Origin of the sequence: Sphingomonas pollutisoli (genome assembly GCF_029167165.1) — a bacterium.
Taxonomy (GTDB): Bacteria; Pseudomonadota; Alphaproteobacteria; order Sphingomonadales; family Sphingomonadaceae; genus Sphingomonas; species Sphingomonas pollutisoli.
In genome coordinates, this window is sequence record NZ_JARFNJ010000003.1 from 513,932 (window position 1) to 538,940 (window position 25,009).

General features: G+C 68.6%; 21 protein-coding genes and 1 tRNA gene. 10 read left to right on the forward strand and 12 right to left on the reverse strand.

Annotation, left to right across the window (positions count from 1 at the left end; genetic code table 11):
* The first annotated feature begins 53 nt into the window (after positions 1-53).
* From PX554_RS08760 to PX554_RS08770, 3 genes are all read left to right on the forward strand, one after another.
* Positions 54-1,754 (forward strand): DEAD/DEAH box helicase, encoded by a 1,701-nt coding sequence (locus PX554_RS08760; protein WP_275500758.1) that lies wholly within the window; start codon positions 54-56, stop codon positions 1,752-1,754.
* A 192-nt stretch (positions 1,755-1,946) separates the two neighbouring features.
* Positions 1,947-3,044, forward strand: coding sequence for a histidinol-phosphate transaminase (hisC, locus tag PX554_RS08765; protein WP_275500760.1), 1,098 nt, complete (start codon positions 1,947-1,949; stop codon positions 3,042-3,044).
* 77 nt (positions 3,045-3,121) lie between these two features.
* A complete protein-coding gene (locus PX554_RS08770) occupies positions 3,122-3,766 on the forward strand; it encodes a DUF4893 domain-containing protein (RefSeq protein ID WP_275500762.1) in 645 nt (214 codons plus the stop codon).
* Between the two features lie 6 nt (positions 3,767-3,772).
* On the opposite strand, the gene PX554_RS08775 is transcribed toward PX554_RS08770, so the two are convergent.
* From PX554_RS08775 to folK, 4 genes are all read right to left on the reverse strand, one after another.
* Positions 3,773-4,702: a right-handed parallel beta-helix repeat-containing protein gene (locus tag PX554_RS08775; RefSeq protein WP_275500764.1), complete on the reverse strand. Its 930-nt coding sequence runs from the start codon at positions 4,700-4,702 to the stop codon at positions 3,773-3,775.
* A 121-nt stretch (positions 4,703-4,823) separates the two neighbouring features.
* On the reverse strand, positions 4,824-6,947 hold the full coding sequence (locus PX554_RS08780) for a TonB-dependent receptor (protein ID WP_275500766.1): 2,124 nt from the start codon (positions 6,945-6,947) through the stop codon (positions 4,824-4,826).
* 134 nt (positions 6,948-7,081) lie between these two features.
* A tRNA-Lys gene (locus PX554_RS08785) sits at positions 7,082-7,157 on the reverse strand.
* A 19-nt stretch (positions 7,158-7,176) separates the two neighbouring features.
* Entirely contained in the window at positions 7,177-7,668 is a 492-nt protein-coding gene (gene folK, locus PX554_RS08790) for a 2-amino-4-hydroxy-6-hydroxymethyldihydropteridine diphosphokinase (RefSeq protein ID WP_275500769.1), read from the reverse strand.
* Between the two features lie 25 nt (positions 7,669-7,693).
* Here folK and PX554_RS08795 point away from each other — a divergent pair, with 25 nt between their 5' ends.
* Positions 7,694-8,392: a uracil-DNA glycosylase gene (locus tag PX554_RS08795; protein ID WP_275501003.1), complete on the forward strand. Its 699-nt coding sequence runs from the start codon at positions 7,694-7,696 to the stop codon at positions 8,390-8,392.
* 474 nt (positions 8,393-8,866) lie between these two features.
* Here the strand turns inward: PX554_RS08795 and aguB are convergent, their stop codons facing one another.
* The 6 genes from aguB to PX554_RS08825 form a co-directional block, all read right to left on the reverse strand.
* The gene (gene aguB, locus PX554_RS08800) at positions 8,867-9,715 is read right to left on the reverse strand and encodes an N-carbamoylputrescine amidase (protein WP_275500771.1); all 849 of its coding nucleotides are present in this window, start codon (positions 9,713-9,715) and stop codon (positions 8,867-8,869) included.
* 128 nt (positions 9,716-9,843) lie between these two features.
* Positions 9,844-10,209, reverse strand: a complete 366-nt coding sequence (locus tag PX554_RS08805; protein ID WP_420833434.1) for an endonuclease domain-containing protein — start codon at positions 10,207-10,209, stop codon at positions 9,844-9,846.
* 151 nt (positions 10,210-10,360) lie between these two features.
* Positions 10,361-11,422 carry a GTP cyclohydrolase II gene (ribA, locus tag PX554_RS08810; protein WP_275500776.1) on the reverse strand — a complete coding sequence of 354 codons (1,062 nt, stop codon included), beginning with the start codon at positions 11,420-11,422 and terminating at the stop codon, positions 10,361-10,363.
* A complete protein-coding gene (locus PX554_RS08815) occupies positions 11,419-12,234 on the reverse strand; it encodes an exodeoxyribonuclease III (protein WP_275500779.1) in 816 nt (271 codons plus the stop codon). Before PX554_RS08815 ends, ribA begins: the two co-directional genes overlap by 4 nt.
* A gap of 366 nt (positions 12,235-12,600) precedes the next feature.
* Entirely contained in the window at positions 12,601-13,209 is a 609-nt protein-coding gene (locus PX554_RS08820) for a LolA family protein (protein ID WP_093225049.1), read from the reverse strand.
* 300 nt (positions 13,210-13,509) lie between these two features.
* Entirely contained in the window at positions 13,510-15,831 is a 2,322-nt protein-coding gene (locus tag PX554_RS08825; protein ID WP_275500782.1) for a DNA translocase FtsK, read from the reverse strand.
* Between the two features lie 106 nt (positions 15,832-15,937).
* Between PX554_RS08825 and dacB the strand changes: the two genes are divergently transcribed.
* The 6 genes from dacB (at position 15,938) to PX554_RS08855 (ending at position 23,370) form a co-directional block, all read left to right on the forward strand.
* Positions 15,938-17,389 carry a D-alanyl-D-alanine carboxypeptidase/D-alanyl-D-alanine endopeptidase gene (gene dacB / locus PX554_RS08830; protein WP_275500785.1) on the forward strand — a complete coding sequence of 484 codons (1,452 nt, stop codon included), beginning with the start codon at positions 15,938-15,940 and terminating at the stop codon, positions 17,387-17,389.
* 79 nt (positions 17,390-17,468) lie between these two features.
* Positions 17,469-18,656: a diguanylate cyclase gene (locus PX554_RS08835; protein ID WP_275500787.1), complete on the forward strand. Its 1,188-nt coding sequence runs from the start codon at positions 17,469-17,471 to the stop codon at positions 18,654-18,656.
* 318 nt (positions 18,657-18,974) lie between these two features.
* Positions 18,975-19,808: a sulfite exporter TauE/SafE family protein gene (locus PX554_RS08840; RefSeq protein WP_275500791.1), complete on the forward strand. Its 834-nt coding sequence runs from the start codon at positions 18,975-18,977 to the stop codon at positions 19,806-19,808.
* A gap of 50 nt (positions 19,809-19,858) precedes the next feature.
* The gene (locus PX554_RS08845) at positions 19,859-21,031 is read left to right on the forward strand and encodes a pyridoxal phosphate-dependent aminotransferase (protein WP_275500792.1); all 1,173 of its coding nucleotides are present in this window, start codon (positions 19,859-19,861) and stop codon (positions 21,029-21,031) included.
* Between the two features lie 82 nt (positions 21,032-21,113).
* Positions 21,114-22,697: a lysine--tRNA ligase gene (locus tag PX554_RS08850; RefSeq protein ID WP_275500794.1), complete on the forward strand. Its 1,584-nt coding sequence runs from the start codon at positions 21,114-21,116 to the stop codon at positions 22,695-22,697.
* A 52-nt stretch (positions 22,698-22,749) separates the two neighbouring features.
* On the forward strand, positions 22,750-23,370 hold the full coding sequence (locus PX554_RS08855; RefSeq protein WP_275500795.1) for a hypothetical protein: 621 nt from the start codon (positions 22,750-22,752) through the stop codon (positions 23,368-23,370).
* A gap of 44 nt (positions 23,371-23,414) precedes the next feature.
* Here the strand turns inward: PX554_RS08855 and PX554_RS08860 are convergent, their stop codons facing one another.
* Together PX554_RS08860 and PX554_RS08865 are read right to left on the reverse strand one after the other, a co-directional pair.
* Positions 23,415-24,359 (reverse strand): phytoene/squalene synthase family protein, encoded by a 945-nt coding sequence (locus PX554_RS08860; RefSeq protein ID WP_275500797.1) that lies wholly within the window; start codon positions 24,357-24,359, stop codon positions 23,415-23,417.
* Positions 24,360-24,397: 38 nt separating this feature from the next.
* A complete protein-coding gene (locus tag PX554_RS08865; protein ID WP_093225060.1) occupies positions 24,398-24,979 on the reverse strand; it encodes an LOG family protein in 582 nt (193 codons plus the stop codon).
* Positions 24,980-25,009: the final 30 nt, after the last annotated feature.

Here is a 25,009-nt window from a genome sequence, read left to right on the forward strand (position 1 = left end):
TGCTATGGAGCCGCGCTTATCGCGCGATTTGCGCGTCCAGCATTCGGAAAATCATGCCCTTTACCCACCTTCCCGCGCTTCTTGGCGAAGCGCTCACCGCACGCGGGTATGCCGCGCCGACTCCCGTCCAGGCCGCCGTCATCGCGCCCGAGGCCGAAGGCCGCGACCTGATCGTTTCCGCGCAGACCGGCTCGGGCAAAACCGTCGCGTTCGGGCTCGCCATCGCGCCGCAACTGCTGACCGAGGACGGCAAGCTGCCGCCGGCGCGCGCGCCGCTCGCGCTCGCCATCGCGCCGACGCGTGAACTCGCGCTGCAGGTCAGCCGCGAACTCGAATGGCTGTACGGCAAGGCCGGCGCACGCATCTCGACCTGCGTCGGCGGCATGGACGCCTCGCGCGAGCGCCGCTCGCTCAGCCACGGCGCGCATATCGTCGTCGGTACGCCGGGCCGCCTGCGCGACCATATCGAACGTGGCGCGCTCGATCTGTCGCAGCTCAAGGCGGCGATTCTCGACGAGGCCGACGAGATGCTCGACATGGGCTTCCGCGAGGATCTCGAACAGATCCTCGACGCGACCCCCGACTCGCGCCGCACGCTGATGTTCTCGGCGACGATGCCCAAGTCGATCGTCGCGCTCGCCAAGCGCTACCAGAAGGATGCGCTGCGCATCACCACCGTCGGCGAGGATCGCGGGCATGGCGACATCAGCTATCAGGCGGTCACGGTCGCGCCGCCCGACATCGAGAATGCCGTCGTCAACCTGCTGCGCCTCCACGAAGCCGAGACCGCAATCCTGTTTTGCGCGACGCGTGACAATGTGCGGCATCTCCACGCCGGGCTGACCGAGCGCGGCTTCTCGGCGGTGGCGCTTTCGGGCGAGCATAGCCAGAACGAGCGCAATGCCGCGCTCCAGGCGCTGCGCGACCAGCGCGCGCGCGTCTGCGTCGCGACCGACGTGGCGGCGCGCGGCATCGATCTGCCGACCGTCACGCTCGTCATCCACGTCGAGCTGCCGCGCGACGCCGAGACGCTCCAGCACCGCTCGGGCCGCACCGGCCGCGCCGGCAAGAAGGGCACCGCAGTGCTGATCGTGCCGTATCAGCGCAAGCGCCGGGTCGAGATGATGTTGCGCGGCGCGCGCATCGCGGTCGAATGGCTGCCGGTGCCGAGCGTGGACGACATCCGCAAGGCCGATCGCGAACGGCTGATGACCCAGCTTCTCGAACCCGTCGAGGTCGATGAGGACGATCGCGCGCTCGCCGCGAAATTGCTCGAACAGAAGACCCCGGAGGAGATCGCCGCCGCGCTGGTCCGCTCGTTCCGCGCACGCATGCCCGCGCCCGAGGAGATGCTGGCCGAAGGTCCGGCCGAGCGCGCGCCGGGCAAGGAGCATCATCGCGCCGGCTTCGACGACGTGGTGTGGTTCCGCATGGACATCGGCCGCCGCGAGAATGCCGATCCGCGCTGGATCCTGCCGCTGATCTGCCGGCGCGGGCACATCACCAAGAACGAGGTCGGCGCGATCCGCATCGCCGCCAACGAGACGGCGTTCCAGATCCCGCGCGCGCTGGCGGGCAAGTTCCTCGCCTCGGTCAAGCGCACCCAGGGCGAGGAGGCCGAGGGCGGGGTGCAGTTCGAGCAACTCGCCAACGGGCCGCAGGAGGCCCCGCGCGTACCACGCCGCGCGAACGGGCCGGCGCCGGTGCGCCACACCGCCCGACCGACGCTGCGCGGCAAGCGGCCGCAGCGGTAAGCGACGCGCGCGCCGACCCCGTCCGTGCCGGGCACGCGGAGGCCATCGCGGCCCTGCGCGCACCCGTTCGGCACGGACGCGGGACGGCAATTCGACGGTAACCATGACCCGCTCTGGTGCCGATTGAGCACACCTGAGCACGACCTGCGCTCGGGACTAGCGCGGGTGCCATGCGGGCGCTAAGCGACAGCCATGCTGGCACCCAAACCCAAAGACTGGATCATGGCGATCGCCCCCTACATACCGGGGCGATCGACGGTTGATGGCGGCGCGAAGGCCGTCAAGCTCTCCTCGAACGAAAACGCGCTCGGCACCAGCCCGAAGGCGATCGCCGCGTTCGCGTCGCATAGCGGCGATCTCGCACGCTACCCCGATGCGAGCGCGACCGAACTGCGCGCGGCGATCGGCGCGAAATATGATCTGGAGCCGGACCGGATCATCTACGGTACCGGATCGGACGAGATTCTCCACCTCATCGCGGGCGCCTATGCCGGGCAGGGGGACGAGGTGATCCACGTCCGCTACGGTTTCACCGTGTACGAGATCGCGACGCGGCGGGTCGGCGCGCTGCCGGTGATCGCGCGCGACAAGGATTATGCGACCGACGTCGATGCGATCCTCGCGTGCATGACCAGCAAGACGCGAATCGTCTTCATCGCCAACCCCAACAACCCGACCGGCACCTTCACCTCGCGCGCGGAGATCGCGCGCCTCCACGCCAACCTGCCCAACCGCGTGATGCTGGTGATCGACCAGGCCTATGCCGAATTCCTCGATCCCGAGGACGACGACGGCGCGCTCGAGCTGGCGCGAACCGCCCCCAATGTGATCGTGACGCGCACCTTCTCCAAGATCCACGGCCTCGCCGCCGAGCGGATCGGCTGGGGCTATGGCTCGGCCGAGGCGGTCGCGGCAATGCACCGCATCCGCGCGCCGTTCTGCTGCACGATCGCGGGCCAGGCGGCGGCGATCGCGGCGGTGCGGGACGATGACTGGATCGAGAAGACGCGCGAGCACAATCGCGTGTGGCGCGCGTGGCTCACCGAAGAAATCGAGAAGCTGGGCGCGGCGAGCCTGCGCGTGGTGCCGAGCGAGGCGAACTTCGTGCTGGTGCTGTTCGAAGGCGCGCTGACCGCCGAGACGGCCTACACCCAGTTGATGGAGCGCGGCTATATCGTGCGCTGGCTGCCCGGCCAGGGACTGGCGAACGGCCTGCGCATCACGATCGGCACCGAGGAAGAGACGCGCGGTGTCGCGGCCGCGCTGCGGGACATCGTCGCCGGGGTGTGAGCGGCTTCCGGCGCGCGGCCTTGGCAACGCCCGGCGCGCGTGGTTAGGTGTGCGCCGATGACAAGGAAGACGATCGCTTGAGAATCGCCGCAATCGTTGGGCTTTTGTGCGGCTGCGCGGCGCTCGCCGGCTGCGGCGGCAAGGATCGGCCCGCGCCGGGCGGCACCGCCCCCGCCGGCGCGGTCGCGCCCGAACGGAACTGGCGGCTGGTCGCCACCGATGACGATCGCAACCGGCTGCGCGGCTGGCGCGACACCTGGCTGGCGGCGGTCGACAAGGCGCGCAAGGGCGGGCGTGGCGCCGCGATCGACGGCTTGCACGAACTCGCCGATCCCGACCGTGCGCTCACCGATCCGCTGCCGCCGGCGGGCGCGTATCGCTGCACCGTGTACAAGATCGGCGCCAACGGTACCGCGATGGCCGATTTCACCGCGTTCGAGCCGACCGACTGCGAGATCGTCGTCGGCGGCGGGCTGCTCGAATTCCACAAGACCGGCGGCGTGCAGCGCCCCGACGGGCTGCTCTACCCCGATGGCGCGCGCGCGGTCTTCCTCGGCACGATGGTGTATGGCGACGAGGACAAGCCATTCCGTTACGGGCAGGACCGGCTGCGCGACATGGTCGGCTATATCGAGCGGATCGGGCCGAAGCGCTGGCGGCTGGTGCTGCCCGCGCCCCGCTTCGAATCGATGCTCGACATCATCGAGATCGTGCCGGCGTAACGCCGCCTAGCGCGTCTCGAACGCGCGTATGCCCTTGCCGAGCGTGTTGGCGCCGATCGCGAGGCGCTCGTGGCTATAGTCGGCGACGAAGGCCGGGCTGCGCGTCTCGCCCGGCGCGAGGCTGGCGGTGTTGCCCTCGATCCGCAGGCCCGCCGCGCTATGATCGTGCGCTTCGGCGGCGATGACGATGAAGCCGGTCCAATTCTCCTTGTCCCGGCCCTGGACGAAGGTGTTGCCGCGGATCGTGCCGGTCGCGCCGTTGGGCAGGTCGATCATGTAGTTTGTCTTATGCCCGGCGGTATCGTCGAAACTGGTGTCGGCGATCGTCACGCGGGGACCGCGCACCTTGACGTAATGGCCGCCACGCCCGCGCTCGAAGCGCGAATGGGTGACGGTGACCGGTCCTTGCGTCTCCAGATAAATCGCGTGCGCGCAGCTCGGGCTTTCGTCGCACTGGCCGAGCCCCGAGAAGGTGCTGTGGTCGATCGTGATCGCCATGTCCGCGCCCGCGCCGCCGAGGATGCCCTCCTGGCTGTCGAGGAACATCGCGTTGCGCACGGTGAGATCGCCACGTTCGATGCGGATGCCCGCGCCGTTGCCGTCGCCGACGCGCAGCCCCCGGAAGACGATGCCATCGACCACCGCGCCGTCGCCGCGCAGCACCAGCGCCGCCTTGCCCTCGCAGGTCGTCTGCTCAAAGATAACGCGGCCGGGCACCGCCGCCTTGAAGGTGATGTGCCCGGCCTGCTGGATCGCGCATTGGTGATAGGTGCCGGGGGCGATCAGGATCGTGGCGTCCTGCCCGCGAATCGCCATCAACGCCTCGTCGAGCCGCGCGAAGCCTTGGCCGCCCTGGACGGTGAACGGCTGCGGGCCGCTCTGGGCCGCGACCGGCGCGGCGAGCGCGAGCGTGGCGAGGGCAAGAAGAGGACGCATCGGCAAGACTCCCTTGGGCGCCGGGAATGCCCGCGCGCGAAGGGTCTGAGAAGGCGCATTGAGGGTTAACCTGTTCCCGGTTCGGAACACCGCGCGTCGAGCGGAGCGTGCGGGAACTCTGTCAGATGCTCTTGCTGATCCCGAAGAAGAACCCGCGCCGCTGGCCATATTGCGGCGCGCCGACGCCGACGCCCGAGCCGTCGCGAATCTCATAGACATGGTCGAACAGGTTGAACACATCGGCGCGGACCTCGATGCCCGGCCCCTTGAAGCTGTGGCTCGCGCTGATGTTGAACACCGCATAGCCGGGCAGCTTGCCCCCATTGGGCACCGCGCCGTCTCGGCGCAGCCCCGACCCGTAGATCATGCTCGCCGCGAGCTTGCTGTCGCGCAGGATGCCGTCGTCGAAACGGTACGACGCGCCGGCCGAGCCGGTCCAGGTCTGGTCGTGGTCGAGATAGATATATTGGCGGCTGATCGTGGCGAGATCGGCGGGATCGAAGTTGAACTGGCCGCTGCTGATGTCGGTGCCCTGGGCCTTGGCGTGGGCGATATTGCCGTAGATCAGCCAGCCGCGATGCGTGTAGCTGATATTGCCCTCGATCCCGTCGATCCGCCCGCGCGCGTAGTTGAACGGCGTCAAAATGATCGGCGCGCCGAACTGGCCTTCGTCGAGCAGGTTGCGCGAGCGGCGGTGATAGGCGTCCACGCCGATCGTGACTGGGCCGATCTTCTGTTCGGCGCCGATGTCGAAATAGTCCTGCCGCTCGGCGAACGGCACGTCGCCGTAGGTGCCGGGCGCCGCGCCGCTGGTGCCGACGAACTTGGCGATCGTGGTGGTGGCGACGTTGGCGAAGGGTGCGGGCGAGAAATAGCGCGCATAGCCGGCATGGATCGTGAACCCGCCCGGCGGCGACCACACCGCGTTGACGCGGGGGCTGAGCTGCTGCTCGCTGCGATAGCCGTCATAATGGTCGAACCGGCCGCCGAAGTTGATCGTGACGTGGTCGATCGGCTGCCATTCGTCCTGGAGATAGACGCTGTAGGTCATCTCGGTCGCCGAACCATTGTCGGCGATCGCGATCGGCTGGCCGGTCTGCGCGCCGGACGCGTCGACCGGGAAGACCTGCGTGCTGGTGCGGCTGGTGCCGTGGTCGCGCGTCACGACGAAGCCGCCGCGCAGCGTATGCGCGCCGCTCAGCCGGTACACACCTTCCACCTGGACGCCGGTGGTGAAATCCTGCTTTTTCGCCGCCTGCGCGATGCCGTTGAACAGCAGCTCGCCGAGCACGTCGGGCGTATATTGCAGCGACGAGTAGCGCGCGAAGACCGAGCCTTGCAGCGTCACCGGCCCGGCATCGTGGAGCAGGCTGAGGATGCCGAACGCGGTCTTCTCATGCTGGCGTTCGTCGAGATCGTCGCTGAGGAAATCCGTGACGCCGCCGACATTGTAGGTGCCGTCGGGGTGCAGCCCGCGCGGGTTGGGGATCTGGAAGCGCTGGTCCGAATAGCCGCCGATCAGCGAGACGCGGTTGCCGTCGTCGATGGTGTGATCGAGATAGACGAAGCCCTGATACTGGTTGGTGGTGTCGTGTAGCGCTTGCGCGCTGCCGTCGACCGATTCGATGCCGAGATCGTTGTGGCGATAGCTCGCGGTGACGAAATAATTGGTGTTGCCGGTGTTGCCGCCATATTCGACGCTCGGCTCGATCGTGCCGCGGCTGCCCCCGTAGAGCGAAACCTCGCCGCCGTTCTGGAAGCCGCTCTTGGTGGTGATGTCGATGATCCCCGCCGTGCGCAGCCCGTATTGCGCGGGCAGCGCGCCGGTGCGCAGATCGAAGCGATCGACCAGGCGGGGGGAAAGCGTCTGCCCGAACACGGCGATGCCTTCGGGCAGGATCGTCCCGTTGATGCGATATTGCAGATTGGCGTGGTCGTCGCGAACGTGGAGCTGCCCCGCGCCGTCCTGCGACACGCCGGGCAATTGCAGCAGGATCTGGTTGAGCTGCTGGTTGTCCCCGCCGGGCAGCGCCTGGATCGTCGCGTTCGAGATGGAATAGGTGGTCGCGCCGAGGCTCGGCTGGATCGAGGCGCGCGCGGCGTCGAGCCGGCCGGTCACGACGATGTCCTTGGGCTGGTCGGCTGGCTGATTCGCCGGCGCTTGGGCCGGGGCCGGCTGATCGTCAGCGAAGGCGGGCGTGGCGAACAGCGCGCAGCCGCATAGCAGCAGGATTCGAAGGGGCATGGGCTGGGAGGCTCCGGCTATGACGACCATGATACGATGTAATGTCGCAGCATCGTCAAGCCTCCCGGGCCGATCCTGCATGGTCCCGATGCCGGTGCAAACCTTGCGGATTGCTGAACCGGCGGTTCGGACGGTGGTGGGCTCGCCGGGATTCGAACCCGGGACCTACAGATTAAAAGTCCGTTGCTCTACCGACTGAGCTACGAGCCCCCAAACCGAAGGACGCCCGTTAGGGGTGCTTGGCCCGGCGGTCAACCACGCGTGCCCGCGCGGCGATCTGGCGGATGGTACGCCCCGAAAGCGGATCGCGCCAGAGCGGGGCGACATGCGCGAGCGGATCGAGCACGAAGCGGCGCTCGCGGAAGGCCGGGTGCGGGATGGTCAGGTGGGGCAGGCGTACCCGCCCGCCGCTCCACAGGATGATATCGAGATCGATCACCCGCGCCCCCCAGCGCCGCCCGCGCCGCCGCCCGAACGCGCGCTCGATCGCTTTCAGCGCGGCGAGCAGGGCGGGCGGATCGAGCGTGGTGTCGAGCACCACCGCGCTGTTGGCGAAGCGCCGCGACGACGGGCCGAGCGGTGCGGTGTCGAACACCGGCGCGACCGCGCGCACGTCCCCGAGCCGGCCGAGCGCGGCGATCGCGGCGCGCAGTTCGGCGGCGGGGGCGCCGTGGCGGCCGCGGCGGTTCGATCCGAGCGCGAGGGCATAGCTTGTCGGCATGGCGGCACCCGCCTACGCGAACGCGATGCTGACCCCAAGTACCATACCATCCGAGTCGGTGCCCGCCGGCCCGCCGCCAAGCCCGCTGCCCGGCACGGAGCCGCCGCACGATTGCCCGCTGTGCCCCCGTCTGGTCGCGCTGCGCGAGTCGCTGCGCGTCGAATATCCGGGCTGGTGGAATGCGCCGGTGCCCGCGCTCGGCGACCCGGATGCGTGGCTCGGCATCATCGGCCTCGCGCCGGGCAAGCACGGTGCGAACCGTACCGGGCGGCCGTTCACCGGCGATTACGCGGGCGACCTGCTGTTCGCGACGCTCGCCAAATTCGGCCTCGCCTCGGGCGTGTACGAGGCCAGACCCGATGATTCGCTCCGGCTGGAGGGCGCGATCATCCTCAATTCGGTCAAATGCCTGCCGCCCGAGAACAAGCCCAGCCCCGAGGAAATCCGCACCTGCCGCCCGTTCGTCCAGAATCAGGTGGCGGTGCTGCCCAAGGCGCGCGTGTTCATCGCCCTGGGGCAGATCGCGCACCAATCGGCGGTCAAGGTGCTCGGCGGGCGGCTCCCCAAAGCGCGGTTCGCGCATCTCGCCGAGCATCGCATGCCCGACGGGCGCGTGCTGATCGATAGCTATCACTGCTCGCGCTACAATCAGAACACCGGGCGGCTGACCGCCGAGATGTTCGAAGCGGTGTTCGCGCGCGCGCTGGAACTGCGCGGGGGGTGAGAGGGCGCGCTAGCCTTTTCCACCGTTCGTGCTGAGCGAAGTCGAAGCACGTGCCCCAAACGCCACGTACTTGGCACGTGCTTGGACTTCGCTCAGCACGAACGGGTGGGATGTGGAGCGGCAGCGCCGGCCATGCGGTATGCCTGAAACACGAGCACGGGGGAGAGCGCCTCGCTCGATCCCCCGCGCTATCGCAATCGCCGGTGCCGGTCTTACCGGCGGCGTCCTCCCCAGGGCGTTCTTATGTTCGATACGGCGGCTACGACAATCGGAGGCGTAGCCGAGTCGAAATCAAAAAAAAAGGCCGGTACGAGACCGGCCATGAAAGTTTTAGGAGAGGATGCCTGAAAGGCACACTCTTTGTGCGCCGCAACACGGCTGCTCGCAAGTGCAAAATTTGCAATTACAATTGCATTAATGCGACGACACGGTGCCCAGCGGGGTTGAGTTGCGGAACCGGGCCGATGATAGCGTTCACACGTCCTGCGAGAGCCGCCCGTACAGCTCGGGCCGGCGATCGCGGAAAAACCCGAATGCGGCACGGTGCCGCTTGACGCGATCGAGATCGAAGCGCGCGGTCAGCACGCCCGTCTCGCCCGCGCCGAACTCCGCGACCAGATCGCCGCGCTCGTCGCAGATGAAGCTGTGCCCGTAGAAGGTCTGGCCATGTTCGGTGCCGATTCGATTCGCCGCCGCCACTGGCACCACGTTCGACACCGCATGGCCGATCATCGCGCGCCGCCACAGCCGCGAGGTGTCGAGATCGGCGTCGTGCGGCTCGCTGCCGATCGCGGTCGGGTAGAACAGGATCTCGGCGCCCATCAGCATCATCGCGCGGGCGGTCTCGGGATACCATTGATCCCAGCACACGCCGACGCCGAGCGTCGCCTGCGGACCCGGCCAGACCTTGAAGCCGGTATTGCCGGGGCGGAAGTAGAATTTCTCCTCATAGCCAGGCCCATCGGGGATGTGGCTCTTGCGGTACACGCCCATCACCCCGCCATCGGGGCCGATCATCGCCAGCGAATTGTAGTGATGCGGCCCGTCCGCCTCGAAGAAGCTGGTCGGGATATAGACGTTCAGCTCCTTGGCGAGCGCCTGCATCGCCAGCACCGCCTTGTGCTCGGCGGTGGGCTTGGCGGTGGCGAACAGCCCCTCGTCCTCGACCCGGCAGAAATATTCGCCCTCGAACAGCTCGGGCGGCAGGATCACCTGCGCGCCCTTACCCGCCGCCTCGCGGACGAGTTCTGAGACATGGGCGATATTGTCATCAATATCGTTGCTGAAGGCGAGCTGCAGCGCAGCGACGGTGATTTCGGTCATGACGCTCCCTTAGCGGGTGCGTGTGACATCCGCACCCTCCCGCCGGCAAAATCGCGCGAGCGAGGTGCGCGGAGATGGGGATGCGCGGGGCGTTCGGGAAGGTGGGGCGGTTGTCGTCGGGCGCTAGACTAAAGCCCCTCCCTGGAAGGGAGGGGTTTGGGGTGGGTCGGCCCGAAACGATGCGCGACCGCTGCCATGATCGCTTCAGCCACGCCATCGGCATTCTCGCGAACCTCGCTGTTCCAGAATCGCAAGACACGCCAGCCAAGGCTCTCGATGAATAGCGTGCGCGAGTCGTCATAAGCGACGGCATCGATGTGCTGACTGCCGTCGAGTTCGACCGCCAATTTGATCGAGCGACACGCGAAGTCGACGATATAGCTGCCGATCGGAAGTTGTCGCGTGAAGCGGGGACGCAGGTGGCGAAGGCGCGACCACAAGGCGCGCTCCTCCGCAGTTGCGGCGTCGCGCAACAGGCGAGCGTTTGCCGTCATGTGAGGGGCTATTCGAGGCATCGCATGAGGATGCCGTCGCCTAATACGGAGAGCAACCCACCCCCAACCCCTCCCTTCCAGGGAGGGGCAAAAGGTGCGAAGCCCGGTACTTTCTGCCCTCGTGTCCTCTCCTGATCAGAGAGGGAGCAGATCAGAACTGATGCCCGGTCCGGTCGCGCTTGGTCGCGAGATAGCGTTCGTTGTGCGGGTTGGCGGGCAGCACGTGCGGCACGCGCTCGGTGACGGTGATGCCCGCCGCTTCGAGCTGCGCGACCTTCTCGGGGTTGTTGGTGAGCAGCCGCACCGCATCCTGCCCGAGCAGCGCGAGCATCCGCGCCGCCACCGCGAAGTTGCGCGAATCGACCGCGAAGCCCAGCCGCGTGTTGGCATCGACCGTGTCGAAACCCTGATCCTGGAGCGCATAGGCGCGCAGCTTGTTGATGATGCCGATGCCGCGCCCCTCCTGCCGCAGATACAGCAGGATGCCCCAGCCGCTCTCCGCGATCGCCGCTATCGCCGCGTCGAGCTGAGGTCCGCAATCGCATTTGAGGCTGCCGAGCACGTCGCCGGTCAGGCATTCGCTGTGCAGCCGCACCAGCGGCGGCTTGCCGTTGGGCGTGCCGATCAACAGCGCGACATGCTCGCCGGGCATTTCGGGGGTGCGGAACGCGTAGATCTCGGCATGCTCCGCGCCCGCGACGGGCAAGCGCGCGTGGGTGGCGATGGTGAGGCGCGCGGCGTCCTCATGCGCGGCGATGTCGGCGGGGGTGATCGTCAGCGCCGCCGATCCGCCCGGCAGCGCGAAGAACGCCGGCAGCATCCCGCCGATCCGCGCGAGCGCGAGCGCCGCGCCGGCCGCTGCGGTCTCGCCGAGCGGGACCGCGCGGAACGGACCCATCAGCGGGTTCTGCAAATCGAACTGCGGATCGGCGAGCGCGGTCGCCGCCGCGAAATCGAGCCAGCGCGTGCGCTCGATCAGCACCGGCGCGTCGGGCACGGCGGCGTCGCGCTGGTTGGCGAGCTTGAGCGTCGCCGCGCGGCCGGCGCTGAGCAGCACGGGGGCGCGGCCCTCGGAATCGAACGCGGCGAGCCGGGCGGGGTCGGCGGTCTCGATCGGCAGCAGCGCGAGATCGCCGTCGGCTCCGCGAATCGCGATCGGCCAGCCGCGCCGGAGCGCGTCGATCGCGAGCGCGGTGAGGCGCGCGTCGCTCATGCCGCGAACTCGGTCATGATCGGCACGTGATCGGAGGGTTTGAGCCAGCTTCGGCAATCCTCGAACACGGTATGCGACACCGCCTTGGCCGCGACCTCGGCGGTCGCCCACATATGATCGAGCCGGCGCCCGCGATCGTTGACGGTGAAATCGGGCGAGCGGTAGCTCCACCAGGTATGCAGACGCGCCGGCGCGGGGTGGAAATGCCGGCCGAGATCGACCCAGCTATTCGATGCCTTGAGCCGGTCGAGCGCCTCGACCTCGATCGGCGTATGGCTGACCGTGCCGAGCAACTGCTTGTGCCCCCAAACGTCCGAGGGCAGCGGCGCGATGTTGAAATCGCCGACCAGCAGCGTCGGCGCGGTCAGGCTCTGCGACCAGGCGGTCATCCGCTCGAGAAAATCGAGCTTCTGGCCGAACTTGGGGTTCACGTCGCGATCGGGCACGTCGCCGCCGGCCGGCACATAGACGTTCTCGATCCGCATCCCGTTCGCCAGCCGCACGCCGATATGCCGCGCCTCGCGATTCGCCTGCCAATCGAGCCGGTCGTCCTCGACCAGCGGCACGCGGCTGAGGATCGCGACGCCGTGGTGCATGCGCTGGCCGTGGAGCATGATATGCTTGTAGCCGAGCGCCTTGAACGCGGCGGCGGGGAAATCGCCGTCGATCACCTTGGTCTCCTGAAGGCACAGGATGTCGGGCGCGACGTCTCGGAGGAAGCGTTCGACGATCTCGATGCGGAACCGCACCGAATTGATGTTCCAGGAGACGATCTTGAGCGTGTCGGCGGCGGAGGAAGGCATTGCGGGCATGTAGCTATCGCGGCGGCGCGGCGCCAGCGCGGTTGTTTGCGCGCCACCGTCCTCACTGAGCGGAGTCGAAGTGCGCGTCCCAAGCGCACCGCCTATAACACGTCCTTCGACTTCGCTCAGGACGAACGGGCGATACTCTAAAAGGAAAGGCCCTCGCTCCGGGGGCATGGAGCGAGGGCCGACCGGCGTTCGTCACGCAGGCGGGGAGCGGAGCTTCGAGCAACAGGGGGAAATCTCGAAGTCCCCGCAACCGCAAGACCGATCTAGGCCCCCGAACCTGTCGCCACTATGAACGGCCGGGCCGGATTCGGATGACATTCGCGTTATTGTGTTTCCCCCTGGAAATATTGTGTTGCGCGGGGAAGCTCAGCCTTTGGGCGATTTGCTGCGCGGGTCGTTCCAGCGGAACATGCCGTCCGACACGGGGGCGTTGAAGCGTTCGTCGGACAGGCGGATGGTGGTGCGGTTGTTCTGCGAATCGAGCGCGACCCAGCCTTCCATCCGCAACCCCGCCGGTGCGGCGGGGTCGCGCGTGAAGACCAGATTGATGCGGCCATATTCGGGGTGCTTGGGGTCGGTCGCGTCGATCGAGACGATGCGCGGATCGCCGCTGTCGACAACATGCGCGATGCCGCCGATATCGCGATCGGGGTTGAGCAGCACGCCGAGCGGGGTGGACCCGATCGGCCAGCGCTGCACCTGCCGCACCGAATAATCGATGAAGGTGAGCGCCTTGCCGTCGCCGACGATCAGGATCGGCACGCCCTTTTGATATTGGAAGCGGATCTTGCCGGGCTGCTTGAGCGTCAGCGTGCCGGTCACGACCTTGCCGTTGCGGTCGGTCTGGGTGAAGGCGGCGGTCATCGTCTGGATGCTGCGCAGATGCTTCTGCACGAGCGCGAGATCCTCGTTCGCGGGCGCGGCGGCGATGAGGGCGGGCGCCGCGAGCAGCGCCCAGGCCGGAGAACGGATCATGTCAAAACTCCCGAAATTCTGCGGTCGCGCTTACGCGGCGCGGCTTGAACCCGCTCTGAACCATCGTCAACAGAGGCTGCGGATCGCGTGCCCGCCGCAGTCGATGCGGAAATCGATGCCTCAGGACCGTGCATATCCCCCGTTCGTCCTGAGTAACCACCGAGTAGCCCGCAGGGCGTATCGAGGTGGTGTATCGAAGGACAGGCCCCGCGCGATTACCGTGCTTCGATACACGCTTTCGATACGGGCCTTTGGCCCTACTCAATCGCTACTCAGCACGAACGGGGAAATCTCACCGCCTCAAACCGGATTTCCCTCACGGTCGCGCAGCACTTCGCGGCGGCCGACATGGTCGGGGCGGCCGACGATGCCGTCCTTCTCCATTCGCTCGATCAGCCGCGCCGCCGAGTTGTAGCCGATGCGAAGCTGGCGCTGGAGCCACGAGGTCGACGCCTTCTGGCTTTCGCACACCAACTGGATCGCGCTGCGATATTGCTGGTCCTCGGCCGAATCCTCGCCGGCGGGCGCGCCGTCCATCGCGAAGCTCTCCTCGGGCTCCTCGGTGACCGACTGGATGTAATCGGGCCGCCCCTGCGAGCGCCAATGGTCAGCCACGGCATGGACTTCGTCGTCGGACACGAACGGGCCGTGGACGCGGACGATGCCCTTGCCGCCGGGCATGTAGAGCATGTCGCCCTTGCCGAGCAGTTGCTCGGCGCCCTGTTCGCCGAGGATGGTGCGCGAATCGATCTTCGAGGTGACGTGGAAGGAGATTCGCGTCGGCAGGTTGGCCTTGATGACGCCGGTGATGACGTCGACCGAGGGCCGCTGAGTCGCCATGATGAGGTGGATGCCCGCCGCGCGCGCCTTCTGCGCGAGCCGCTGGATGAGGAACTCGACCTCCTTGCCGGCGGTCATCATCAGATCGGCGAGTTCGTCGACGATCACCACGATCTGCGGCAGGATCTGATAGTCGAGCGTCTCCTCCTCATAGGTCGGCGCGCCGGTTTCGGGGTCATAGCCGGTCTGGACCTTGCGCCCGAGCGGCTGGCCCTTGGCCTTGGCGGCGCGGACCTTGTCGTTGAAGCTGGCGAGGCTGCGCACGCCGACCGAGGACATCTGCCGGTAGCGATCCTCCATCTGCTCGACCGCCCATTTGAGCGCGCGCACCGCCTTGGCGGGATCGGTGACGACCGGCGAGAGCAGATGCGGGATATCGTCGTACATGCTCAGTTCGAGCATCTTGGGATCGATCATGATCATCCGGCACTGGTCCGGGCGGAGCCGGTAGAGCAGCGACAGGATCATGCTGTTCAAGCCCACCGACTTGCCCGAGCCGGTGGTGCCCGCGACGAGCAGATGCGGCATCGGCGCGAGGTTGGCGATCACCGCGTCGCCGGCGATGTTCTTGCCGAGCACGAGCGGCAGCGAGCCGGGTTCGTCCTCGATCGCGTCGATCAGTTCGCGCAGGCCCACCATCTCGCGGCGCGCGTTGGGGAGTTCGATGCCGATCACGGTGCGCCCGGGAATCGTCGCGACGCGCGCCGAGATCGCCGACATATTGCGCGCGATGTCGTCGGCGAGCTGGATGACGCGGTTGGCCTTGATGCCGGGCGCCGGCTCGAGTTCGTACATCGTCACCACCGGGCCGGGGCGGACGTTGACGATCGAACCCTTCACATGGAAGTCGTCGAGCACCGATTCGAGCAGACGGGCGTTGCGTTCGAGCGCGGCCTTGTCGATCGGCCCGCCGGTCGGGGGCGGGGCCGGCTTGAGCAGGTCGATCGAGGGCAATTGCGAACTGTCGCCGAGATCGAACGAGGTCTGCTGCGCGCGCGGGCGCGGCGGCGCCGCGCTCGCCATCGTGCGGTCGCTGATGACCGGCGCGGGGCGGTCGTCCGGCATGGCGACCGGGCGCGGCACGCTGATGCGCGGCGTATCGGCGGGATCGCGCGTGACGACACGATCGGGCACGTCCTCGATCAGCCCGTCACGGTCGCGCTCGCGCAGGTCGGCGAGCGCCTTGATGCGGCTCGGAATGCTCGCGCCGTCGAGCCCGACGACAAAGCTCGACGCCCAGCACGCAAGCCCGGCGAGCCCGATCAGCGCGCCCAGCGCGCGCGCCGTCCACAGCATCGCTTGCTGATCGGGAACGAAGCCGACCGCGAAGCGCAGCGACTCGGCGATCGCGAGCCCCGCGAGCCCGCCCCAGCCGGCGGGCAGCCACAGCACCGCCGTCGCCGAGATCAGCGCGAGTGTCGTCCCCATCAGCACCACGCCGGCGGTCGCGAGCAGCAGCATCAGCCGCCAGCGCCCGACCGGCACGTCGCGCCACAGCCGCAGCGCGATCAGCATCAGCACCGGCAGCATCAGCACGACGAGCGGGCCGAACAGGAAGAGCATCAGGTCCGCGCTCCACGCGCCGACCGGGCCGAGCCAGTTGCGCGCCGGCCCCGCCGAGGCGGTGTTGAACGAGGGATCGCCCGAATGATAGCTCGCCAGCGCGATCACGAACGCGACGACGGCGATCAGGATCGCCATCGCGCCGATCACGCGGGTGCTGCGCACCGCCCCAGCCTTCACCGTCTCACGCCATAGCGGCGGCTGCACGCGGCTCGCCATGCTTCGAAGTTCCCTGAATGTTGGCTGTTGGTTCCGTCCGATCATCGCGCGGGACGGAGTCCGCGTCAAGTTTGCGGTGCCGTGATCGGGCGCTACGGTGCCGCGCATGAAGCGCGCGCTGCCCCTGTGTCTCGCCCTGTGTCTCGGCTTGTGTCTCGTCCCCGCCGCCGCGCAGGCACCGGAGGCGGTGGACGCACGCGTCGCGGCGGCGCTCGCCACCGCGCCGGCGGGCACGCGAATCGGGCTGCTCGTGGTCGATGCCGATGGGCGCGGGCTGGTCGCGGTCCGTCCCGACGATCGCTTCGTCCCGGCCTCGAACACCAAGATCTTCACCACCGCGACCGCGTTCGCGACGCTCGGCGATCTGACCCGGCCCGATATCGAAGGCGGCGCGAGCGTGCGGATCGAGGGGCGTGACGTGGTGCTCGCCGGGCATGGCGACGCGCGGCTGTCGAGCGCCGCCGGTTGCACGGTCGATTGCCTCGCGACGCTCGCGGACGCCGTGGCGGCGAAGACGCGGGTCGTGCGCGATGTGATCGGCGACGATAGCTGGTTCCCGGACCTGCGCTGGAGCCCCGGGATGAGCTGGAACACCATCCAGACCCGCTCGGGCACCGGTGTTTCGGCGCTGACGCTCGACGACAACGAACTTCCGATCACGGTGACGCCCGCCGCCACGCTCGGCGCGGCACCGCGCGTCACGGTCGCCCCGTATTACACGGTGGAGAACGCCGCGATCACCGTGGCGGGCGGCGCGACCGCGATCGGCTTCGAGCGCGCGCCGAACCGCCCCGTGCTGCGGATCACCGGCACGATCGCGCGCGGCGCCGCGCCGCTGCGCGACCGCCTCGGCATCGACGATCCCGCCGAGTACGCGGCGTGGACTTTTCGCGCCCTGTTGCGCGCGCGGGGCGTGACGGTGAGCGGGCACGCGACGGCGCGGCACCGGCCGCCCGGCCCCGGCGACGATCCCGCCCGGCGCGGCGGCGCGGCGATCGCGCACCCGCCCGAGCCGCCGGCGCTGGCGCGGCTGGTGCCGCCGCCGCTCGCCGAGGACGTGCGGATCACCAACAAGACCAGCCAGAACCTCCACGCCGAACTGCTGCTGCGGCGGATCGGGCGCGTGCGGGGCGGCGGCGCGATCGCCGACGGACAGGCGGCGGTGCGCGGCATGCTGGCGGAGGCGGGCGTGGCGCGCGCCGCGTTTGATCTTTACGACGGATCGGGCATGTCGACCTACAACCGCGTCAGCCCGCGCGGCATGGTCGCGCTGCTGCGCTGGATTTCCGGCCAGCGCTGGGGCGCTGCGTGGCGCGAGACGTTGCCGGTCGGCGGGGCCGACGGCACGCTCGCGCGGCGGTTCGCCGGCACACCGCTCGACCATCGGCTGTTCGCCAAGACCGGCAGCCTCAACGCGACCTCGGCGCTGTCGGGCTGGCTGATCGCCCGGAGCGGGCGCACGCTGACCTTCGCCCTGTTCGCCAACGACATTCCCGAGGGCGCGAGCGCCACCCCGGCGATCGACGCCGCGCTGGAGGCGGTGGCGGCAGCGAACTGACGCGCCGCTGGCAAACGTTTCGTTAACCAACTATGGTTAGCAGTCGGGCGGGGCAGGGGGCAGACGGCGGCAGTTGACGATGGACAGTCCGTTCGCCTTCCTGCTGCCCGCCTATATGGCGATCTTCACGATCGTGTTCGGGCTGGTGTGGCGCTGGTATCGGCGCGGCGCGGCCTGGTGGGCGTTCGGATTCCTGTGGGGCGCGGTCGGCTTCGCGATGCCGCTGTTCCCGCAGAGCGTGCAGGATGCTCCGCTCGGCGCGCTGGGCGCCGACGGCTGTTTCGCGCTGTCGTTCCTCGGCTATGGGCAGGGGCTGCTCCACCACATCGGCAGGCCGCATCGCCACCGCCTCGCGCGGCTGGGCATCGCCGCGGCGACGATGGCGCTGTGCGGCTATGCGATCTATGGCCCGCGCAACCAGCCGCTCGAATATGTCGCTTCGGATATCAGTTGCGGGCTGCTGCTGCTGCCCGTGCTGATCGCGATGCGCCGCCGCGTCACGTTGAAGATCGATCGCCTGCTGTTCGCGATCACCGCTTTGGTCGCGCTCGAAACCACCGGGCGCGGGGTGTTCGTCACGCTCGTGCTGCTCGCCGGGCATCCGGCCTATCTGCGCACGATCTACGGGTTCGAGATGCAGTCGGTCGCGGCGATCCTCGGCATGGTGTGGGGGCTGGCGGCGCTCGCGGCGATCCTGCTCGATGTGGTCGCGGGCTATGCGCGCGACGCCATCACCGATCCGCTGTCGGGGCTGCTCAACCGGCGCGGTTTCGAACAGGCGCTGGCGGCGCTGCCGCTGGAGGGCTGCATGATCATCGGCGACATCGACCATTTCAAGAGCGTCAATGATCGCTTCGGGCATCTCGCCGGGGACGGCGTGATCGCCGGGCTGGCCGCGATCATCGCCGCCGCGCTGCCCCCCGGCGGCGTCGCCGCGCGGACCGGGGGCGAGGAGTTCGCGATCTTCCTGCCCGGCGCCGGGGCGGGGGAGGGCGCGCGGCTCGCGGGCGTGATCGGCCAGCGCTTCGCCGCCGCCGACCGGGGCGCGATCGACGTCGCCGCACCGCTGACCGCGAGCTTCGGCGTCGCGGCGAGCGAGGCGGCGGACCGCTTCTTCCTGGACGTCACCGCCCGCGCCGACGCGGCGCTGTACGCGGCCAAGGACGCCGGGCGGAACCGGACCGTCACGCACGAGCCGCAAATCGGCGCGCGCTTCGTGCCCGAGGTCGGCTTCCCGATGCTGCTGCGGGCCGCCGCGGCGGGCTGAGCCGCCCGACCGACACCGACACGCCCGCACCGCGCCGAGTCGCGCGAAGCGCCGGCGCGCGTCGGCCGGAAAACCGCCTGGACATGCGGCCACGCGCCGCGCTGTGCCCAATGCGCCACAGCCCCGCTCCGATCGTCGCGTTTTCCTGTCGGGCAATCATATTGAGTTGACTTTGATGCTGCGGCGCAAAACAACGCCCTACCCAGAAAAACTTTTGCCGCAGGATATTTCCGATGGCGGTTCGCTCTGGGTGATTCGTTACAATGGGGCGCGGCGCCGGAACAGGCGCACGAACGATCGACAAGGGGGTTGTTCTTGATGACGGTGGAAATGACGGCGTGGCTCGTCCCGCTGGTGGCGTTGTTGGCGGCGGGGCTCGCGGCCGGGTTCACGGCGGGCATATTCGGAGTCGGGGGCGGCTTCATCGTGGTGCCCGCGTTGGTGTATCTGCTGCCGCTGCTCGGCGGCGACAAATCGCAATATGCGCATGTCGCGATCGGCACGTCGGCGGCGACGATCATCGTCACCTCGATCCGCTCGTTCCGCTCGCACGCCAAGCGCGGCGCGGTCGATATGGAAGTGCTCAAGACCTGGGCGCCGTGGCTGGTGCTGGGCGATGCCGCCGGCGTCGTGCTGGCGGACCATGTCGACGGGCATATCCTGCTGCTGATCTTCGCGATCGGCGTGCTGCTGATGTCGGTCAACTTCCTCGTGCCCAAGCTCAGCAACTTCGTTATTTCCGATACCATGCCGGGCCTCGCGCCGCGCGTCGCGATCGCCGGGGGGCTCGGCACCTTCTCCTCGCTGCTCGGCATCGGCGGCGGCAGCATCGCGATCATGGTGATGACCTTGTGCGGCCGCTCGATCCACAAGGCGATCGCGACCGCGGCGGGCATCGGCGTGCTGATCGCGATCCCGACCGCGATCGGCTTCATGATCACCGGCTTCGGCGAGAAGGGCCTGCCGTGGGGATCGCTCGGCTACGTCAATCTGCCGGCGACCTTCGCGATCGCCTCGATGTCGATCCTGACCGCGCCTTACGGCGTCGCGGTCGCGCACAATCTGCCGGCAGCGCCGCTCAAGAAGGTGTTCGGCCTGTATCTCGTCGTAATCTCGATGACGATGTTCATGAAGGCGCTGCATCTGCGCTGAATCGCTCAACGATCTATTGGCAATTCTCACTTTTTCTCAGGGGCAAAACCATGTCGGATAGCGTGATGGTGACGGAAGAGGTTCAGGACGATCTGTTGGGCCGCGGCTTCGGCCGGCGCGATCTCGCGCGGATCGCGGCGGTGTTCGGGGTCGGCGCGGCGGTGGCGACGCTCGGCCGCCCGGCCTGGGCGTCGGGCGGCGTGCCCGATCCCGCACCCACCGCGCGCGTGCGGATCGGTGCGAACGAATGCTGGACCGGCCCGTTCGCACCGGGTCAGAAAGCGGCGGCGGCGATCATCGCCAGCGGCAACCGCTATGCGCCGCACGACGAGCGTGGCGACTTCATCAAGGCGGTGATGGCGGTCGAGGGCGTGCCCTACGATCATGTCGCGCCCTGGCCCGGATCGAGTGATCCGCTGTCGCGCGCGGTCGTGACCTTCTGCTCGCCCGGGCGCGGCCTCGTCACCGCCGATCCGACCTTCGAACTCGCCGGGCGCACCGCGCAGTGGCTCAAGGTGCCGGTCAAGGCGGTGCCGCTCACCAAGGACTATACCCACGACGTCAAGGCGATGGTCGCCGCCGATCCCAACGCCGGGCTTTATTATATCTGCACGCCCAACAACCCGACCGGCACGATCACCCCGCTCGCCGACATCGAGTGGCTGCTCGACAACAAGCCCGCCGACGCGGTGGTGCTGATCGACGAGGCCTATACCCACTTCGCCGGCGTGCCGACCGCATCGTACCTCGCGCCCAAGCGCAAGGACGTGATCGTGATGCGGACCTTTTCGAAGATCTTCGGGATGGCCGGCATGCGGATGGGCTTCATCATGACCAACCCGGACAATCTGATGAAGATGATGCGCTACGACGGCGGCATGCAGTCGGGCGCGCTGCCGCTGCCGTCGCTCGCCTGCGCGACCGCCAGCCTCACCGCCGCGCCGCTGATCGCCGCCCGCCGCGCCGAGATGCGGACCGCGCGCGGGCTGACGCTCGATCACCTCAAGAAATACAAGGGGATCGAGGTCAAGCCGACCGAGGCGAACATGTTCATGATCGACTGGAAGACCAAGCCGGCGCGCGACGTGCAGGCCGCGTTCCGCAAGCAGAGCGTCGAGATCGGCCGCTCGTGGCCGATCTGGCCGACGGTCAGCCGCATCACCGTCGGCTCGGCCGCCGAGATGAAGGAATTCTGCACCGCGCTCGACAAGATCATGGCGTGATGGACCGGACGATGCCGCGCTTCGGCGCGGTATCGCCACGGGGGTGACGCGCGAGTCACTTAGCGCTAGTCGGCATCGTACCATGACAGAAGACCTCCGCGCCGCCGCCCTCGAATCCAAAGCTTGGCCCTATGAGGAGGCGCGCAAGCTCCTCAAACGCTATCCGGACGGCAAGCCAGGCGGCGCGCCGATCCTGTTCGAAACCGGCTACGGCCCCTCGGGCCTGCCGCACATCGGCACCTTCAACGAAGTGTTGCGCACGACGATGGTGCGCAATGCCTTCCATGCGCTCAGCGACCAGCCGACCCGCCTCATCGCGTTCAGCGACGATATGGACGGGTTGCGCAAGGTGCCCGACAACGTCCCCAACAAGGCGATGCTCGCCGAGCATCTCGGCAAGCCCCTGTCGCGCATCCCCGATCCGTTCGGCACGCACGAGAGCTTCGCCGCGCACAACAACGCGCGGCTGCGCGCCTTCCTCGACGCTTACGGCTTCGACTATGAATTCGCCTCGTCGACCGACTATTACGCCGATGGCCGTTTCGACGATGCGCTCAAGGCGGTGCTGCGCCACTATCAAGCGATCCTCGACGTGATGCTGCCGACGCTCGGCGCCGATCGCCGCGCGACCTATTCGCCGGTGCTGCCGGTCAGCCCCAAGTCGGGCATCGTGCTCCAGGTGCCAGTCGAGGTGGTCGATGCCGACGCCGGTCTGATCGCGTTCGAGGATGACGGCGAGCGGATCACCCAGACGATTCTCGGCGGCCATGCCAAGCTGCAATGGAAGGTCGACTGGGCGATGCGCTGGGTCGCGCTCGGCGTCGATTACGAGATGGCGGGCAAGGATCTGATCGATTCGGTCACGCAAAGCTCGAAGATCTGCCGCGTGCTCGGCGGCCGCCCGCCCGAGGGGTTCAACTACGAGATGTTCCTCGACGAGAAGGGCGAGAAGATCTCCAAGTCGAAGGGGAACGGCCTCTCGATCGAGCAATGGCTGACCTATGGCAGCCCCGAGAGCCTCGCCTTCTTCGCCTATCGCGAGCCCAAGAAGGCCAAGTCGCTCCACATGGGCGTCATCCCGCGCGCGGTCGACGAATATTGGCAGTTCCGCGCCAATTATCCGACGCAGGGCGTGAAGGAGCGGCTCGGCAACCCGGTCCACCACATCCATGATGGGAAGCTGCCCGAGGGGACGCTGCCGGTGACGTTCGGGCTGTTGCTCAACCTCGTCAGCGTGATGGGCGAGGCGACCGCCGAGCAGGTGTGGGGCTATCTCGCCAATTACGTGCCCGATGCGACGCCAGAGGCCTATCCCGAGCTCGACCGGCTGATCGGCTATGCGATCGCCTATGGCCGCGATTTCGTCGCGCCGACGCTGGTGAAGCGCGCGCCCGATGCGGTCGAGCGCGCCGCGCTCGAACGGCTCGACGCCGAACTGGCGGCGCTGCCGGCCGACGCCGATGCCGAGACGATCCAGAACATCGTCTATGAGATCGGCAAGGCGCAGTTCGACGGCTCGGGCGGCTTCGAGACGTTGCGCGACTGGTTCAAGGCTCTGTACGAAACCCTGCTCGGATCGAGCCAGGGGCCGCGCATGGGCAGCTTCATCGCACTCTACGGCATCGCCAATTCACGCCGGTTGATCGCCGAGGCGCTCGCGCGGTAGCGCTTTGCCGCGCTCGTGCGTTAGGACGGGCTGACGCCCAGGGAGCATAGCTATGGATACCACGACGAGCGCCCAGCACAGCACCGCGTCGATCGACGCGATGGGGCCGATCACGGCGGTCCACATCGCGCTGATGGTGGTGCTCGCGCTCGCCGCGTTGCTCATCATCTGGCGCGGCGGCGTGCTGGTGCGCCGCCGCCGCCGCGCCGAGCGGCAGGTCGCCGAGAATCGCGAGATCGCCGAGGAAGCCGGCGCGACCGCGCCGCCGACGACGCGATCGCCGATGGGTGACGACGTTCCGGCCGTGCCCGCCGCCCCGCCCCGACCGGCGCCAGAACCGGCGTCAGAGCGGGTACCCGAGCCCGCCCGTGGGGCGGCACCCGAGCCGGCGCCGGCCGCTCCGCCGGCACTCGCACCCGCGTCGACCTCCGCAGGCGGCTCGGACCTCACCCAGCTCAAGGGGCTCGGCCCCAAGCTCGCGGCGACGCTGGCCGAACTCGGCTACACCCGCGTCGACCAGATCGCCGATCTCACCCCCGCCGAAGCGGAAGCGCTCGACGCGCGGCTCGGCGCGTTTCAGGGGCGCATGGCGCGCGACCGCTGGATCGAGCAGGCGCGCTTGCTCGTCGCGGGCGATCGCGCCGCGTATGAGGCGCAATTCGGCAAGCTCTGAGACCCGCGCCTCGCCAGTGTCGGCGCGGCGCGTGAAAGCGAAGCTCAGCGCGGCCGTGTCCAAAGATCCGCCGGGCGCGGCGTGATCGTCATGCGCGCGCGCCCGCGCGCCTGGCCGAGCGCGCGCAGGATGAAGCGCGCCTTGTCCGCGCGCGAGGTGGTGACGCGGCTGTCCCACGCCCGCGCGCCGCGCGCGGCGACCGCGCGGCCGATCGCGCCGTAGATCGCCGCCGCCGACAGCACCGCCCAGGCCGATCGGAACGGCAGCGCCGGCGCGCCCTGCCGCGCGCTCGCCTCGTACAGCGCGGCACGGTCGGCGAGGCGGCGCGCGAGCACCGCGATCCGGTCGCGAAACGGCGGCTTCATATGCTCGCCCGGCGGGATGTCCATTTCGGCGAGCCACGCTTGCGGCAGATAGCAGCGCCCGCCGCGATCATCCTCCGCGATGTCGCGCGCGATGTTGGCGAGCTGGAAGGCGATGCCGAGGTCGCAGGCGCGGTCGAGCGTGGCATCGTCCTCGGGCGACACCCCCATCACGATCGCCATCATGCAGCCGACCACGCCGGCGACATGGTAGCAATAGCGGTACAGGTCGGCCTCGTCGCGCGGTCGCCATTCCTCGGCATCGAGCGCGAAGCCGGCGATCAGATCGCGCGCGAAGCGGTGCGGCAGCCGGGTCTCGCCGGCGACGATGCGCAGCGCGTCGAAGGCCGGATCGCCGACGGGAGCGCCGGCCAGCGCGGCGTCGGTCTTGGCGGTGATCTGGGCAAGGCGCGGCGCCGGATCGGCGACACGGCGCATCGCATGGCCGTGTTCCTGCCCGTCGGCGATATCGTCGCAGGCGCGGCACCAGGCGTAGAGCAGCCACGCCTTCTCGCGCGTCGGACGGTCGAACAGCCGGCTCGCGGCAGCGAAGCTCTTCGAGCCGTGCGCGATCGAGGCTTGCGCCGCGGCGACCGTCTCGGCGCGGGTGGGTTCCGAAACGCTCAAAACCCGCTCAGCCCGGACGGAGGAGGGGACGGCACGGCTTACAGATCCGCCTTGCGCATCTTGGTGATCGTCTCGATCGGTTCGTGCGCCGCCATCTGCGCGAGCAGCCCGTCTAGCGTGTCATCGACGATCAGGATGCGCTGGTGCTGCGGCCGCAGGAAGCCGACCTCGCCCATCTTGGCGACGAACGCGATCAGGTGATCGTAATAGCCCGCGACGTTGAGCAGCCCGACCGGCTTGGCGTGATAGCCGATCTGCGCCCAACTGAGCGCTTCCCACAATTCGTCCATCGTGCCGGTGCCGCCGGGCAGGTTGATGAACCCGTCCGAGAGATCGGTGAACGCCTGCTTGCGCTGGTGCATCGTCTCGACGACGCGCAGTTCGGTGCAGCCGCGATGCGCGACTTCGGCGCTGACCAGCGCGGTCGGGATGATGCCGATCACCTCGCCACCCGCCTCGAGCGCGCCATCGGCGACCGCCCCCATCAGCCCGAGCCGCCCGCCGCCATAGACCACGCCGATCCCCCGCTCGGCGAGCGCGCGGCCGACCTGGCGGGCGGAGTCGATATAAACCGGATCAGCCGGCGAGGCCGACCCGCAGTACACCGCGAGGCGTTTCACAGCGTCGCCCCGGCGCAGGCCGGGGCCGTT

What these genes read in the sequence shown, in the direction of transcription:
- PX554_RS08760 (WP_275500758.1), top strand. Translation starts at nt 54, where the DNA reads ATGCCCTTTACCCACCTTCCCGCGCTTCTTGGCGAAGCGCTCACCGCA.
- hisC (WP_275500760.1), top strand. Translation starts at nt 1,947, where the DNA reads ATGCTGGCACCCAAACCCAAAGACTGGATCATGGCGATCGCCCCCTAC.
- PX554_RS08775 (WP_275500764.1), bottom strand. Translation starts at nt 4,702, where the DNA reads ATGCGTCCTCTTCTTGCCCTCGCCACGCTCGCGCTCGCCGCGCCGGTC.
- PX554_RS08780 (WP_275500766.1), bottom strand. Translation starts at nt 6,947, where the DNA reads ATGCCCCTTCGAATCCTGCTGCTATGCGGCTGCGCGCTGTTCGCCACG.
- folK (WP_275500769.1), bottom strand. Translation starts at nt 7,668, where the DNA reads ATGCCGACAAGCTATGCCCTCGCGCTCGGATCGAACCGCCGCGGCCGC.
- PX554_RS08795 (WP_275501003.1), top strand. Translation starts at nt 7,694, where the DNA reads ATGCTGACCCCAAGTACCATACCATCCGAGTCGGTGCCCGCCGGCCCG.
- aguB (WP_275500771.1), bottom strand. Translation starts at nt 9,715, where the DNA reads ATGACCGAAATCACCGTCGCTGCGCTGCAGCTCGCCTTCAGCAACGAT.
- PX554_RS08805 (WP_420833434.1), bottom strand. Translation starts at nt 10,209, where the DNA reads ATGACGGCAAACGCTCGCCTGTTGCGCGACGCCGCAACTGCGGAGGAG.
- ribA (WP_275500776.1), bottom strand. Translation starts at nt 11,422, where the DNA reads ATGAGCGACGCGCGCCTCACCGCGCTCGCGATCGACGCGCTCCGGCGC.
- PX554_RS08815 (WP_275500779.1), bottom strand. Translation starts at nt 12,234, where the DNA reads ATGCCCGCAATGCCTTCCTCCGCCGCCGACACGCTCAAGATCGTCTCC.
- PX554_RS08820 (WP_093225049.1), bottom strand. Translation starts at nt 13,209, where the DNA reads ATGATCCGTTCTCCGGCCTGGGCGCTGCTCGCGGCGCCCGCCCTCATC.
- PX554_RS08825 (WP_275500782.1), bottom strand. Translation starts at nt 15,831, where the DNA reads ATGGCGAGCCGCGTGCAGCCGCCGCTATGGCGTGAGACGGTGAAGGCT.
- dacB (WP_275500785.1), top strand. Translation starts at nt 15,938, where the DNA reads ATGAAGCGCGCGCTGCCCCTGTGTCTCGCCCTGTGTCTCGGCTTGTGT.
- PX554_RS08835 (WP_275500787.1), top strand. Translation starts at nt 17,469, where the DNA reads ATGGACAGTCCGTTCGCCTTCCTGCTGCCCGCCTATATGGCGATCTTC.
- PX554_RS08840 (WP_275500791.1), top strand. Translation starts at nt 18,975, where the DNA reads ATGACGGTGGAAATGACGGCGTGGCTCGTCCCGCTGGTGGCGTTGTTG.
- PX554_RS08845 (WP_275500792.1), top strand. Translation starts at nt 19,859, where the DNA reads ATGTCGGATAGCGTGATGGTGACGGAAGAGGTTCAGGACGATCTGTTG.
- PX554_RS08850 (WP_275500794.1), top strand. Translation starts at nt 21,114, where the DNA reads ATGACAGAAGACCTCCGCGCCGCCGCCCTCGAATCCAAAGCTTGGCCC.
- PX554_RS08855 (WP_275500795.1), top strand. Translation starts at nt 22,750, where the DNA reads ATGGATACCACGACGAGCGCCCAGCACAGCACCGCGTCGATCGACGCG.